This window comes from Bacteroides sp. OF03-11BH, from assembly GCF_003604005.1.
Taxonomy (GTDB): Bacteria; Bacteroidota; Bacteroidia; order Bacteroidales; family Bacteroidaceae; genus Bacteroides; species Bacteroides ovatus.
Genome location: NZ_QTMW01000009.1, coordinates 64,377 through 79,549, shown reverse-complemented (window position 1 = coordinate 79,549; position 15,173 = coordinate 64,377). Strand labels below are relative to the sequence as shown.

General features: G+C 37.8%; 8 protein-coding genes. 4 read left to right on the top strand and 4 right to left on the bottom strand.

Features of this window, described 5'->3' with window-relative positions; all coding sequences use genetic code 11:
* Positions 1-24 precede the first annotated feature (24 nt).
* Complete coding sequence (locus tag DXA54_RS08970) at positions 25-285, top strand: hypothetical protein (protein WP_229097412.1); 261 nt, start codon at positions 25-27, stop codon at positions 283-285.
* On the opposite strand, the gene DXA54_RS08965 is transcribed toward DXA54_RS08970, so the two are convergent.
* The 4 genes from DXA54_RS08965 to DXA54_RS08950 form a co-directional block, all read right to left on the bottom strand.
* Positions 257-2,248, bottom strand: a complete 1,992-nt coding sequence (locus DXA54_RS08965; RefSeq protein ID WP_008650063.1) for a DUF4954 family protein — start codon at positions 2,246-2,248, stop codon at positions 257-259. The genes DXA54_RS08970 and DXA54_RS08965 overlap by 29 nt on opposite strands.
* A gap of 92 nt (positions 2,249-2,340) precedes the next feature.
* A complete protein-coding gene (gene hflX / locus DXA54_RS08960; RefSeq protein ID WP_004326261.1) occupies positions 2,341-3,603 on the bottom strand; it encodes a GTPase HflX in 1,263 nt (420 codons plus the stop codon).
* Between the two features lie 102 nt (positions 3,604-3,705).
* A complete protein-coding gene (locus DXA54_RS08955) occupies positions 3,706-5,166 on the bottom strand; it encodes a SusD/RagB family nutrient-binding outer membrane lipoprotein (protein ID WP_032848933.1) in 1,461 nt (486 codons plus the stop codon).
* Between the two features lie 13 nt (positions 5,167-5,179).
* A complete protein-coding gene (locus DXA54_RS08950) occupies positions 5,180-8,296 on the bottom strand; it encodes a SusC/RagA family TonB-linked outer membrane protein (RefSeq protein ID WP_243647645.1) in 3,117 nt (1,038 codons plus the stop codon).
* 449 nt (positions 8,297-8,745) lie between these two features.
* Here DXA54_RS08950 and DXA54_RS08945 point away from each other — a divergent pair, with 449 nt between their 5' ends.
* From DXA54_RS08945 to DXA54_RS08935, 3 genes are all read left to right on the top strand, one after another.
* Complete coding sequence (locus tag DXA54_RS08945; RefSeq protein ID WP_008650053.1) at positions 8,746-9,918, top strand: site-specific integrase; 1,173 nt, start codon at positions 8,746-8,748, stop codon at positions 9,916-9,918.
* A 905-nt stretch (positions 9,919-10,823) separates the two neighbouring features.
* Positions 10,824-13,622, top strand: coding sequence for a SusC/RagA family TonB-linked outer membrane protein (locus DXA54_RS08940; protein WP_371682939.1), 2,799 nt, complete (start codon positions 10,824-10,826; stop codon positions 13,620-13,622).
* Between the two features lie 20 nt (positions 13,623-13,642).
* Positions 13,643-15,055 (top strand): RagB/SusD family nutrient uptake outer membrane protein, encoded by a 1,413-nt coding sequence (locus DXA54_RS08935; RefSeq protein ID WP_004326264.1) that lies wholly within the window; start codon positions 13,643-13,645, stop codon positions 15,053-15,055.
* Positions 15,056-15,173 lie beyond the last annotated feature (118 nt).

The following is a 15,173-nucleotide window of genomic DNA, read 5'->3' as shown; positions in this document are numbered from 1 at the left end:
TTTTATTACGTAATGTTAGTTAGTGTGGCAAAGGTAGTAATTAAGAATGAAGAATGGCGAATGATGAATGAAGAATTAAGAATGAATAACGGAGAAAAGCAGGAACAGCAAAAGACAATCATAAACTATAAACAACGAGCGGTAAACAAGCTATGCCATTCATTGACATCTGCCGTTCACCGCTCACTATTTTATTTACAGTTTGCTATTTATCATATCCTGTTTATCATCCACAGTTCGCCATCTGCCACTCCTATTATGATCCGATTGCTTCAATCCGTTTGATTAACTCGTTTCCAAGAGCTGTTTTATCTTCAATATGTTTCAATACTGCTGTCACAAAGGTATTGCTTTCGAAATCACCGCGTACCTGCTCAAAATCCAGCTTCATTTCATCGTGAGAACCATCAGCACCGAATCCAGTCATGGAAGACAATGAGAATTCTTTCTTAGCGTCCTCATACACCATCTTATCCAATCCGACAACAGCTTGCTGCCATGCTTTCACAATACCGATGATATCTTGTGCCGTAATCGTTTCCGGATCTAAGCCATAGAATTCCTGAATCTTATGATAAGCCCATGTCCATTCATAGGTATAATAATTCTCGTGCATTTCCGCGAAACTTGCATTGATGGATTTCAAACGATTGACTGTTCCATTCTCAATACCATCCAACAATCGGTCGATTTCACTCTTGGGAGCAATCAGTCCGGAAACATCCACCCATTCGCCAAGTCCGATTTCCGTGTCAGGTTTCAGTCGCTGACGGATTTCTTCATTGGTCTGGAAATTAATACCCTCCAATCGTTTTATGATGGAGTTTCCCAAGAACTTGTGAATGGCGATTTCATAAAAACGGATTCCGTTATTCAGAGAAGAGTTCTTGATTTTAGCACTCTGGTAGGAGTAGATCTCTGAAGTTTCACCGGATACACGTTTCAATTCTTTCAAAATGGAACGTCCTTTAAACATCTTCTGAATGGTATAAGGACTCAGCAGGTTATAATTGATATAATCCAGCCGGTTCGGATCTTTTCGCTTATCACGCTTTGGCCATTTCTGTGCGTCACGGATAGTACCCACACTTCTCAAGTTAACTCCCGGAACTAGATAAGTGGTATTCCGCTGCTCTATCAGGTAAGAGAAAGGAAGATTGGAAGTATCGGCATGATTAACATGACGTCCCATTACCAAAGAGAAGGCCCCGACACGTGCCGGCCATAAGATATATGAATCGGAAGTAGTCTTCGCTCCTCTTTCCATCGTTCCCTGATGGATAGGACCTAACTTATACATGTGATTACTCTGGTTGGACCCCGAACCCGCATTCATAAACGAGAACATACCGGCAATCAATAAAGTAGATTTATGGTGTGTCACAGTGAAAGGACCTGCAAAAATAGCACATGCCTCACCGTTCTCTCCCTGACAATTACTGAAGAATAAAGAATCGGAAGCGGAATAATTGTGTCCCAGTTTACAGGATTGTCCGACGAAACAACGAGTCAGCATCGTACCGTCATCCACTTTAGAGCCGGAAGAAATAATAAAGTCATCACAGATTACACCATGTCCGATATGTACAGGTGCCGTCACATTACTATTGACGCTGCCATTGGATAAGCGGCAGGTCCCACAGATATGGCAGTAATCACCAATCCGGACATTCTTGATCGAGCCCGTATTGAGAATCATCACATGATTGCCAATACTGCCGACAGCAGAAGCATGTTTATTGGAATAATAATCCGCAATAGATTTCATACGGTTTATCAGCTCGGGACGATGGCGGTACAGTGCAAGAATATATGCCTGGTGCGCAGACAATTTATCGTTCATCAACACCTCACGGCCTCCTGTTTCATTCAAGACAGCCACTTCTACCCCATTACCAAAAGTGCTTAACCTATCCACTAAAATAATATCTACATTCTCAATGAAGGTGTCACTGCCAATCTCATAATTAGCAATATAGTTCTGTATATTCTCAATACAGCAGTTATCGCCCACCGACACATTGTGCAACGTCACATGACGTAATCCCGAATGTTTCTTGATTCCCCCCGGCAATGTAAATTCAGCTTCGAATACCCCCAGTTTTACTTCACCCGAGAAACGGGTATGATGGACGTACTCACAATTAAAACCCTCTGCCACTGATACATTTCCCCAATCATCGGCCAGACATGACTGGCTCTTCAACTGAAGTATCTCATCTTCAGTCAATCTACGATAGTCTTTCATCTTAATAATGTGTTAATGTGCCCATATGCCAATGTGCCAATTCTGATGCAGTACGCGCAACCAATTGGCACATCAGCATATTAGCATATTGATTATTCTTCCTCTTCTTCTTCGTAGGTCTGATAAAGAAAATCGTTATAGGGATATTTCTGAACGTGTAATTCTTTCACTCGCTGATAAACTACATTTTTCAGTTCGTCTATATTGATTCGTTCGCGGGCGGAAATAAAGAGGCAGTTATCCTCCATTTTTGCCATCCACGTCTTCATCAGTTCTTCGAGTGTTAAGTTTTCCTTTGTTCGGGGGGTAAGGTCGTCCGGCGCTTTCTCCACGTAGGTGTAAGCGTCTATTTTATTAAATACAAGTATCATAGGTTTGCCACTGCCTCCAATCTCTGCCAGGGTCTTGTTCACCACCTCAATCTGTTCCTCAAATCCGGGGTGGGAAATATCGACTACGTGCACAAGCAAATCTGCTTCACGTACCTCATCCAGGGTAGATTTAAAAGATTCTACCAAGTCGGTAGGTAACTTGCGAATAAACCCTACTGTATCTGACAACAGGAACGGTAGATTATCGATAATCACTTTGCGCACAGTAGTGTCTAAAGTAGCGAACAGTTTGTTTTCCGCAAACACTTCACTCTTGGAGAGAAGATTCATCATGGTTGATTTTCCCACATTGGTATAACCAACCAGTGCAACACGTATCATGCGTCCGCGATTCTTGCGTTGGGTAGCTTTCTGCTTGTCAATCTCCGCTAGACGTTCTTTCAGCAATGACATACGGTTCAGGATGATACGGCGGTCCATCTCAAGCTGTGTTTCACCCGGACCACGAAGTCCCACGGAACCTTTGCCACCACCGGCACCGGAACCTCCTCCCTGGCGTTCCAAGTGAGTCCAAAGCCGCTGCAAACGCGGCAACATATATTTATACTGTGCCAGTTCTACCTGTGTCTTCGCATTGGCTGTCTGCGCACGCATGGCAAATATATCAAGAATCAGTGAAGTACGGTCCAGTATCTTCACTTTCAGTTCAGCTTCAATATTACGAATCTGTTTCGCAGAAAGCTCATCATCAAAGATGACCATTCCTACTTCACGTTCTGCTTCCTCTTCGTCATGGATATATTGTCTGATTTCTTCCAACTTTCCTTTTCCAACATAAGTTACAGAGTTAGCCGTCGGCAACTTCTGTGTAAATCGTTTCACAACTTCCGCCCCAGCCGTCTCGGCAAGGAAAGCCAGTTCATCCAGATACTCGTTTGTTTTACGCTCATCCTGCGTCTGTGTGATGAGTCCTACAAGCACTGCTGTTTCTACTTTGGCTTCGGATATTACAAATTCTTTCATTCTTTACTTCTATTATATATAATAATGTGGGCGCAAATATAACAAAAAAAAAGAGGACAATGTTTTATTGTCCTCTTTTTCGTATCATTTATGGTAATTCAATTATAAATCAAACCATAGTTTTTCCCAGATTTTCGGAGATTCTTTCGGTGCATTAATATTAGCTGTCATTTCTTCAGGACTATATTCCCATCTTCTGATCAATTCTTTTGAAGTTGCATCTTCCGGGACTTGCAATGTCGGAACCTCGTTTCCGGCAGTACCAGATCGCCTCCATTGTACAAACTCCTCAAACGGACGATCCATCAAATCAATCCATTGCTGCATATGAATCTCATACAGAGCTTTTTCCTGGGTCATCGTTGTCAATTCCGGTAAACCTGTAACATATGTATCAATATCGGATTCCGCAACTCCATAAAAAGCACATGCTTCACGAATTCCTTTCAGGTACAGTTCATTAGCTTTCGACAGATTTTGAGCAACTCCTAATCCGCGCGCATAAGCTTCTGCTTCCAAAAGTAGCTGTTCTTGACAAGAATAAATCAATTCCGGAGCGTCTCTTCTGAAAAGGTAGTTGCTTACAACAGATGACAGTAGATTTTCTTCATCATCCGTCTTTGCAGCCTCTCTATTACCCAACCCCCGGTATACACCATCCGCACCCGGTTCAAAATAACAGGGAATACGGGGATCATCACGTTCTTGCATCGGTTTCAACATATAATTGCTAGCAAAGAACAATATTTGTGTCCCCCCAACCAATTCTATAAGTTCATATTTAGGGTTCTGGTTACCCGGATCTGTAGAGTAAGGAAATACCAAATTGTCCGCTGCTGATGCAACCATTCCTCCAGCCTGCAGCAACGTACCAATAGCAGCAGCCTTAGAAGGGTCTTTATCTACCATAACCATCAATGTTCTAAACTTTAAAGACTTTGCCAAAGTCATCCATTTGTTCATATCACCTTTGTAATAGATATCGTACTCATCAATTGCATTAGCATCATTCAGATCTATAAGCTGTAATGCCTCATCAAGTAATGACAAAACACCATTCAATACACTTTCCTGAGAATCAAATTTCGGATATTTAATTGTTCCGTTCCAGGATTCTGTGAAAGGAATATCTCCCCACAACATCGTTGCCTCATACATATGCTCAGCCAAAAGAATCTTACACTGCGCAATAGCATTGTGATTCACCGGTTCTGACTCTTCTGCATTTTTAATAGCTAACATCAAATTATTGCCACCTACAGAATAATAATGTTTCCAGACATTCCCTGTACTATAAGGAGAAATAGTATATACAGATTCATCCCAGCCACCGTAATCAAGTCCACCATCAACTTGACACTGCGAACTCATAGATAAAGGAATATAAAAGTCACCACCAGTGCGTGTTCCAGCCCAGTTTACAGCTACATAGTTAAACAAATACCCGGGATCAACTTTCTCGGCAGTATTGGGATCATGGTTAATATCGAGCCAATCGCTACATGAAGTTAAACATGCCAAAGCGCTCAATGCGTATGTTAATATTTTCTTTTTCATTATCATATTCGTTTAAATCTTACAATGTTAATCTGACATTAAATCCAAAACTTCTGGTAGAAGGTATGCTGTTAAACTCTACACCACCCCCAATCTGAGAAGGACCGAAGAAGTTAGCTTCCGGATCAATATGTGGCACATGATCTTTAATAATCCATAAGTTACGTGCCTCAAAACCTAAATCCAATGATTTAACAAAAAAGCTCTTGAACCATTTGCGCGGGAAGCTATAAGACAACTGTACCTCTCTGAGTTTTACAAATGATGCATTATAGATATTCCCTTCATTATTACTAGAATTGGATATATGCTGCCAATAATCCTGCATACTTTTCACAGGAACATCATTAGGTCTATATGTTCCATCATCCTGAAGGATTACACCCGGCTCAATAAAGGAAGCATCTTCACGGTGAGCTATTGTTTCAGCAGCCAAACCGCTACTTCTTAAATTAGCTACAGTCTCTGAATACAAAGAACCTCCATGACGGATATCAATCAAGAAACTCAAGGTAACTCCCTTATAAGTAAATGTATTGTTGATTCCCATCGTAAAATCAGGATATACATCTCCTAAACGCACGTTATTAACAGTTTCTCTCAAACCTGTTTTAGAATTAATCACATAATTTCCTTGGTCATCACGTTTCCAACCCGTGCCATACAAGCCAAACGAATCTCCTTTAGCAGCCTTAATTTGTAAACCGCTCAGTCCACTCGTTAACGTATATTCATCAAGTCCTTCAGCTAACTCCTCCACTGTCTGCTTATTTGAAGCAAATGTTGCATCCAGGTCCCATTTAAAATCACGTGTTTCCACAGGAGTCAACCCCAAAGTTACTTCAACACCTTTATTGGCAATCTTCCCGGCATTAATATTATTGGCAAAGTAGCCTGTTGACAATGGGACATCAATACTTACAATCTGATTCTTTGTAATATTGCTATAATAAGTCATATCTAACCTAATTTTTCCACCGAAGAAACGCAAATCAGCTCCAACTTCAAAAGAACTTTGATTTTGCGGCTTCAAATTCTCATTTGGTAAGACACGAGGTCCCGTAAAGCCAACTAATCCCATATGGGGGAAAGTGTTAACATCACCCAGATATTGCAAAAAGTAAGTACTAGCGGGAGTATATTTAAATGCCAAATTGTACGGATCTTCATCACTACCCACATTAGCATAACTCAAACGAACCTTACCAAAATTCAGAATATCTTTGTTTTCCATCAACTCCGTAAAAATAAAACTACCACTTATGGAAGGATAGAAATAGGAACGATTATTGATCGGTAGAGTAGACGACCAGTCATTACGTCCTGTTACATTTACGAAAAGCATATCTTTGTATCCCAAACTAATATCTCCATATAAACCAACAAGACGTTTCTTTTCATAATAATTTACCGGAGTAGTAGACTTCGCATTAGTATATGTGTATAGCCCATCAACAACCAGATTCTGCGCCTGCACATTTTCATTTTTCCATTCCTCCTGATAGAGATTATGCCCCATCATTACCTTAAAATGATAGTCATTTGCAAAAGTCTTCTCGTAAGAAACCATTAAGTCATTATTCATAATTCTTTTATACAAATTCCAAGTCTGGAACTTTCCGTTCAAGGCTCCTACAGTCCCCTTTGCATACACCTTACGCCTTCCTTCTGTGTAAAAATCTGTTCCGGCATTATTGGTGATAGTCAATCCTTCAATCGGTTTATAAGTCAATGTAATATTACCAATCATACGATCTAAATTATTGGTAAACTTATTCTTATTAATAATCCAATATGGATTATTACTTTTACCTTCCGGATCTAATGTTATCTGCTTTCCATTCTCATCAATCCAATTCTTTTGAATATCATGTATATCAATAGTTCTAGGCAATCCGTTGATCAATGGAATCAGTAGGTTGCTATCATTTGCACCTTGTGCCGGACGACCTTCAGAATCGGAACGTATATATTGAGCAGAAATACGACCAGTGAAGTTCTTAGTAAAATTCATACCCGCATTGACAGAAAAAGCGTATTTATTGTAGTCAGACCCAGGTACAACACCAGTCTGATTAGTAGAAGTAAAGCTCAAGCGGAAGTCGGCCTTTTCACCACCACCCGCAACTGATACATTATTAATATAACTCATTCCAGTTTCATAGAAATCCTTTACATTATCAGGATTTGCTTTCAAAGTCACTTTGTCACCTTTGTAATCTGTAAACTGTTGATCTTGTACCGATGAAATCTTCGGTCCCCAACCATTCAACATTTTCACATTATATACGCCATAACTACCTTGTGCATATTCATTTTGAAAATCAGGTAACTTCAGTACATTTTCAAATCGTGTAGAAGAGTTTACTGTTACAAATACCGGAGAGTTCTTTTTTCCCTTCTTTGTAGTAATAACAATAGCACCATCCTTTGCACGCGCTCCATACAATGCAGTTGCAGCTGCTCCTTTCAATACATTGATAGATTCAATATCGTCTGAATTGATATCCCCTGCACGGTTACCAACATCGACTATACCATTAGTTCTGTCAGGATTATAAGAACCATTGTCAATTGGAAGCCCGTCAATAATAAATAAAGGAGAAGAAACGGAACCAATAGAAGAGGCACCACGAATCTGTATACTTGAACTACCACCTACCGTACCAGATGATTGGGCTATTTGCAGTCCCGCAATCTTACCAGACAAAGAGTTAAGTACATTACTTTCACGTGCTTTAGTTATTTCATCTCCCTTCACACTAGATACGGCATAACCTAGGGATTTTTCCGATCGCTTAATCCCCATAGCTGTCACTACAACCTCATCTAGATTTTGGGAATCAGACTTTAGCACAACTTTTAAAGTTGGTTTGATCACCACTTCTTGTGTCTGCATACCAATATACGAAATCTGCAAAGTCTTTGCAGAACTTGGTACATTTGACAAATTAAAATTACCATTTACATCTGTGATTGTACCTTGAGTGGTACCTTTTACCAACACAGAAGCACCAACAACTGGTTGCCCGTCTTCTTCAGAAATCACAACGCCTGTGACCTTTTGAGTCTGGGCAGTTACTAGGCCTATGCCCACAAAAAGGCATGCCAATAACAGCATTAATTTTCTTTTCATAAATTCTCTCTTAAAGTTTAACTTTACATTATTTGTATCTTTACTCTAACAATTTGCAAATATATTAATAAAACTGAAACTAGCAATTATATTAATAAAAAAAGGTTGCAAATATAACATTTTGTTATTTTATAAGCTGTATTTATGCCGATAAGCATATTTTTTTCAACCAAAAGCTTTGATTGCTAAAACAGCAATTGACACTTTGCATAAGCAAAATGCCTCTTTTAATATTTCTTTTACTCGTTTTTAGTCATAAAACACCTTTGAAAGCCATTCTTTTTGCTTTTTTCGTGAAAAAGCGAATAAAAAAGTGGCATTTAATTTAAAGTTTTGTGAATACCAAGTGATTTGAAGATTTATTTTTTAGAGATATTAATGCTTATTCGCCTCTGATATAGCACAGAATTACGTCTAATTTGTTCTATTATTAATTAAAAAATGAAAGTATGGAAAAGATCAGTTACAACCTTGTGTTTAACAGAAAGAAGAGATTGAATAAAAGAGGAATGGCATTAGTTCAGGTAGAAGCCTATCTGAACAGGAAAAAGATGTATTTCTCCACCAAAATATATCTCAAACCGGAACAGTGGGATACCAAACGAAAAATGGTGAAGAATCATCCTAATGCGAATGTTTTGAATCGTATGTTATATGAAAATATAGCAGCTATTGAGCAAACAGAACTTGGACTATGGCAACAGGGAAAGTCCATATCGTTAGATTTATTAAAAAATTCGATTGATAAACCTCTAAGCAATGGAAGGTCGTTTTTGACTTTTTTTAAAGAGGAGATAGCCAATTCTTCTTTGAAAGAAAGTACCCGTCAAAATCACCTTTCCACGCTTGAATTACTTCAGGAATTCAAGAAAGAGGTATTATTTACCGATTTGACATTTGAGTTTGTGTCTTCATTTGATAATTACCTGCAATCTAAAGGTTATCACCTTAATACTATTGCCAAGCACATGAAGCATCTGAAACGATATATTAATGTTGCAATAAATAAGGAGTATATGGATATACAGAAGTATGCCTTTAGAAAATATAAAATTAAAAGTATAGAAGGAAGCCATACACACTTAGCTCCGGAAGAGTTACACAAATTTGAGAATTTGCAGCTGACTGGAAGATATACGAGACTGCAAAAAACAAAAGATGCTTTTTTATTTTGCTGTTATGCTGGATTACGATATTCTGATTTCACTAATCTGACCTCTGCAAATATTGTTGAGTTCCATCAGGAGACTTGGATAATATACAAATCTGTCAAAACAGGTATGGAGGTACGCCTTCCTTTATATTTATTATTTGAGGGTAAAGGAATCCAGATATTGCAACGCTATAAAGATGACCTCAATAGTTTTTTCAAGTTGAAAGACAATTCTAATATTAATAAGGAATTAAACATATTGGCAGGCTTGGCTAAAATTGATAAACGTGTATCGTTTCACACCGCCCGTCATACAAATGCTACCTTATTATTATATAATGGTGCCAATATAACTACTGTACAAAAACTGTTAGGACATAAAAGTGTAAAGACTACGCAGGTATATGCGAATATTATGGATATTACAGTGGTGCGTGATCTTGAGAAAACTGCCTCATCAAAAAAATAATAATAAGCACAAAAACTAAACGAAAGTGTTCTGTTTTTAAGATTTGGTTATAGAAATGGAAGGTATAATTTTCTCTAATAGAAGAAAGTGTGTATAATTAAATGAAAGAATATGCAATATAAGTTCCGAAAACGCATATATATAATCTAAAGATACATCATAATTACGAATATTATCACTCGTCCCATTTAAAGGAATAAAGCGTTCCTTTAAAAGGAACGAGTCATTGGTCGTAGAGAAGCCCTTGCTTTCTTTAAAAGGAAAGGATTAAAAGCTAATTTATAAACTTGACAGCCTCTAATAGCTATTAAAATCCGGTATTTGGGATTCTTTCATTTTAGCATCAGATAAATGATAAATACCTCTTTTTGCATAATTAGATGTAATTACACAATCTCTTTGATACAGAAAAAGCATATAACCATCCAATATAAATATTCATCAATCATATTCTCTGCGATTTTGGAGGATATTTGAATCCACCCCTGCATATTTTAAAATATACAGTAATAAAATATGCATTTTTTCATCTGGAGTTTTTCTTTTTCTTAGATTACCGTTTGCTAATGAATATATTATTATAGTCAATAATTATTGGATATAATTTAGAACAAGAAAACCATCTTCAACAGTTAAGATGGAAATAAGTTTTAGCTTATATCATATAAGATAAGAACTTAAATAATTAACTAATAGATGGTTATGCCCTATTTTTGATAGAAATCTGGTATCATAAATCAGTAAATTAATATGTTTGGTAGGTGCTTAATATATTGATAATCTGCATAATAACTACAACAAAAATTTATTTTCGAAGGAAAGCAAACATCATATATATTGTTAGTAATCAACATATTATAGTTGTATTTAGTTCTGCAAAGACTTTGCAGATTTCGTACATCGGTATGCAGACGCAGGAAGTGGCGATAAAGCCCAATTTGCGAGTGGTTCTCAAATCTGATGCACAGCTAATAGATGAGGTTGTGGTAACCGGATATGGGGTAACTAAAAAAGCGGCATTTACGGGATCTGCCCAAACGGTGGATAACAAGGACTTGATGAAAAAAACAGATGCAAACTTTATGAAGTCTTTGGAAGGATCAGTAGCTGGTTTACAAGTAAATAGCTTGACTGGACAACCTGGTGCATATGCTTCTACTACTATTCGTGGGGTTGGTTCAATGAACTCTGGAACTGAACCTTTATACGTAATTGATGGTATTGCCATTTACACAGACAAAATGGGGGCTTATAACAAAGCCGGAACAGGGGATATGGCGGCAAGTCCGATGGCTAATATCAATCCTAACGACATTGAGTCCATCACAGTTTTGAAAGATGCTACAGCTACAGCTATTTATGGAGCTCGTGCAGCGAATGGAGTAATTGTAGTTACTACTAAAAAAGGTAGTCTGGGAAAAGCGCGTTTTAATGTGAATGCAAAAGTCGGAACTAGTTTTGTAGGTAAGATAGATCATAATTATCGTACGACAAATCTGGATAAATACAAAGAGATCTGGACCGAAGGACTAACAAATGCAGGATATGACGGTGAGGATGGCATGACTTCTGCTGAATGGCTGAATGCCTATGTTATGGATTGGTATAATGTGGACTTGACGCAAAATATCAAGAGTGTGGATTGGCTGAAGGAGATTCTGCAAAATGGTTTTTCACAAGAATATGATATCAGTGCTCAAGGTGGGAATGAAAATTTGCGCTATTATATTAGTGGAGGATATTTTCAGAATACAGGTATCGTCATCGGAACTGGAATGAAACGCTATAGCGGACGTATTAGTTTAGATGGAAAAAGCGGGCGGATAGGATATGGACTTTCTGTGAATGGAGCACTCTCCGATATAAACAACACTATGACTGAAAGCCAATATACTAATCCTATTGTAGCAGTATATGACATCCGTCCGTTTGAACAGGTGCGCAATGAAGACGGAACATATAATACAAATGTTAATTATAATCCTGTAGCTATTAACGATAAAGAAAAAGGTGATAAACGCAATCAAAAGCAGATTACATTGGTTGTGAATCCATATTTTACTTATAATATTATTGATGGCTTAACATGGAAGACAAATGCAGGATTGAGCTTGATTGACTTGGACGAGTTCTTTTACAGTTCAATTTATAATCCTCAATATTCCGGTAGTGGTATGCTTGGTCAAAGAAACCAGGAAAGAGCAACAACCTTGACCATTACCAATACCGTAAACTTCAACCGCACTTTCAAAGACATGCATCATTTGAATGTGTTGTTGGGACAAGAAGCACAGAAAATATCTTATAGAACAATTTATGCAGCTGCCAGTGGATATCCTAGTGATGCTGTTTTTGAATTGGACAATGCTTCCAAGCCAACAGGGGCGGGATCTTCAACCAAAGCAAGCACTCTTTCTTCATTCTTTATGAATGCAGAATATAACTTGAATGATAAATATTATCTGTCAGGCAGTTTCCGTTATGACGGCTCGTCAAGATTTGGTGTAAACAACAAATGGGCTCCTTTTTGGTCTATAGGAGCAAAATACCGAATCTCTAACGAAAGCTTTATGGAAAATACCAAAAATTGGTTGACAGATTTGACTATCAGAGGTAGTTATGGAACTGTAGGTAACCAGGATATTGGTTATTATGCAGCAATGGGATTGTATAATTATGGATATTCTTATAATGGCAAACCTGGAGCTATTCCTTACCAAATAGCCAATCCGGATCTTAAATGGGAGACTGTTGCGAAAGCCGATATCGGTATCCATGCTGTTTTCTTCGAAAGACTGACACTCGAAGTGGACTATTATAACCAACGGACAAAAGATATGATATTTGATGTACCACTTTCTTACACAACTGGATTCGGATCTATCCTGAAAAATGTAGGTGAGATGGAAAACAAAGGTATAGAATTCTTAATTAACGCTAACGTACTTAGAAATAAAGATTTCAGTTGGGATGTTCGTTTCACTGGTACGGCAAATAAAAATAAAATCATAAAACTTGCCACGGAAAAACCAATTGAGAATACTCTAACTATCAGAAAAGTTGGTGAAGCGTATAATACGTTCTATATGCCGGAATATGCAGGAGTGGATCTTGAAACAGGAGAAGCAATGTGGTATAAAGGACAAGAAGGGGATGAGAAAACAAAAAATGTAAATGAGGCCGGTCAGCGAATTGTAGGTTCTGCCGATCCTAAATTTTATGGTGGCTTTGGAATGAATTTCAAATACAAAGGTTTTGACTTCTCTTTTGATACCAGTTTCACCTTGGGAAATAAAGTATATAACTCCGGATTTGCATTTGATATGCAGGTTGGACATTATTTCTTAGGCCCGGTATCTAACTACGTTTATGACAACCGCTGGCAAAAGCCGGGAGATATAACCGACGTACCCAAATTTGTAGCTGGAGACAACTCGGGAGCAGAAACTAATTCCAGCCGTTTCTTAATGAATGGTTCTTATTTAAGAATGAAATCCATGGTTTTAGGATATACTCTTCCGAAGAACCTTATGAATAAGGTGGCTATTGACAATTTAAGAGTTTATATCTCTGCTGACAATTTGTTCACTATCACTGCTAAAGATTTTATAGGATTTGATCCACAAACCAGATCTACCGGTATGCAGTCTTGGGCATATCCTGTACCTAGAAATATCATGTTCGGTCTTAATCTTAGCTTCTAAAAAAATAACTTTAGAAATTTATGACAATGAAGAAAATATTATTTGCTTTATTAACCGGTTGGATGGCAATTTCATTCACCGCATGCGATGACTTCTTGACAGAAACGCCATCAACTTCTGTTCCGACAGAAGAAGCCTTGGTTACTACCCAAGATTTTCAGAATGCTTTAAATGGTGTATATTACACATTAGGTTCATATCGTTTTCTGGGACGTGATGTATTAGCAATTGGAGATGCGCCAACGGATATCACTTCACATTCTGTTGCAACGTCTCATTTCTATGACATCTTCCGCTATCAGATACTGGATACTAATTCATACATAGAAGAAATATGGGCATACGGATATTGGGCTATCGACCGTTGTGCACGTATCATTAAAGAAGGTACTTCATTTAAAGAAGTAACAAAGGGGGATCTGGCAGAAGTGGAAGGATGCATCGCTCAAGCCTATGCTATTAAAGCCCTCTGCTCTTTCTATTTGACTAACATGTTTGGTTTGCCATATTCGGAAGCCAACAAAACGACATTAGGTATCGTAAACATTACTGAACCCGTCCCTGCCTATTCACAGGTGTCAAGAGTCAGTGTAGAACAAAATTATAGCCTGATTCTTGATGATATAACGAAAGCTAAAGAATATTATGCTAAAGAAGGTGTTGAAAATGTAGGTAAACAGTATATGAATACGGCTGCAGTTGCTGCACTTGAAGCTCGCGTAAAACTCTATATGAAAAATTACGAAGGGGCTATTACAGCGGCTCAAGAGGCAATAACCCTAAGTGGTGGTACAATTGTATCAACCAAAGAAGACTATAAGAATATGTACACGACATTGGCTGTTTCGACAGAAGACATTTTCTTTATAGCAAAAGCCGAAGATGATTATTTGTCCGCTAATGCTCTGAATACTTTATGGAATAAATACGGTTTGTCTATTAACAGCGCAACAGTAGCAGAATATTCACCTAATGATATTCGGCTGGCGCTTCTTGGCGGTACGTGGACTGGTGGAAAAATGCGTGGTATCACAACCAATAATCAGATTTCTAATTTACCAGTTTTCAGACTGCCTGAAATGTATTTAATACAGGCAGAAGCATATGCAAAACAGTCAACTCCTAATTATGGAAAAGCTAAAGAAAAGCTATTGGAAGTAGCTTCCAAAAGAAATCCGGATTTGGATGACAATGAAATAGCAGAGGATCAAACGGTTATTGATGCCATTGATAAAGAAAGAAAATTAGAACTGGTTCAAGAAGGACATCGCTTCTTTGATGCAAGAAGATTAGGTAAAATTATTAGTGTAGCAGATGGATCGTACACTAATTTCAACATCGCAAAATTTGTGTACCCAATACCTTCTTTTGAAGTCAATTCAGGTTTTGGAGTTATACAAACAGAGGGATGGAGTAATAATTTACCTCGATAAAACATTTTTTAATATTGCCTCCATATAAGGATAAGTTTTAAATAAATAGATGAGACCTGCAATTTCGATTAATTCTAAAATTGCAGGTCTTATTATTTATAAATATATACATAAGTAG

Coding starts and splice junctions, on each gene's coding strand:
- DXA54_RS08945 (WP_008650053.1), top strand. CDS start 8,746: ATGGAAAAGATCAGTTACAACCTTGTGTTTAACAGAAAGAAGAGATTG.
- DXA54_RS08955 (WP_032848933.1), bottom strand. CDS start 5,166: ATGATAATGAAAAAGAAAATATTAACATACGCATTGAGCGCTTTGGCA.
- DXA54_RS08965 (WP_008650063.1), bottom strand. CDS start 2,248: ATGAAAGACTATCGTAGATTGACTGAAGATGAGATACTTCAGTTGAAG.
- hflX (WP_004326261.1), bottom strand. CDS start 3,603: ATGAAAGAATTTGTAATATCCGAAGCCAAAGTAGAAACAGCAGTGCTT.
- DXA54_RS08950 (WP_243647645.1), bottom strand. CDS start 8,296: ATGAAAAGAAAATTAATGCTGTTATTGGCATGCCTTTTTGTGGGCATA.
- DXA54_RS08935 (WP_004326264.1), top strand. CDS start 13,643: ATGACAATGAAGAAAATATTATTTGCTTTATTAACCGGTTGGATGGCA.
- DXA54_RS08940 (WP_371682939.1), top strand. CDS start 10,824: ATGCAGACGCAGGAAGTGGCGATAAAGCCCAATTTGCGAGTGGTTCTC.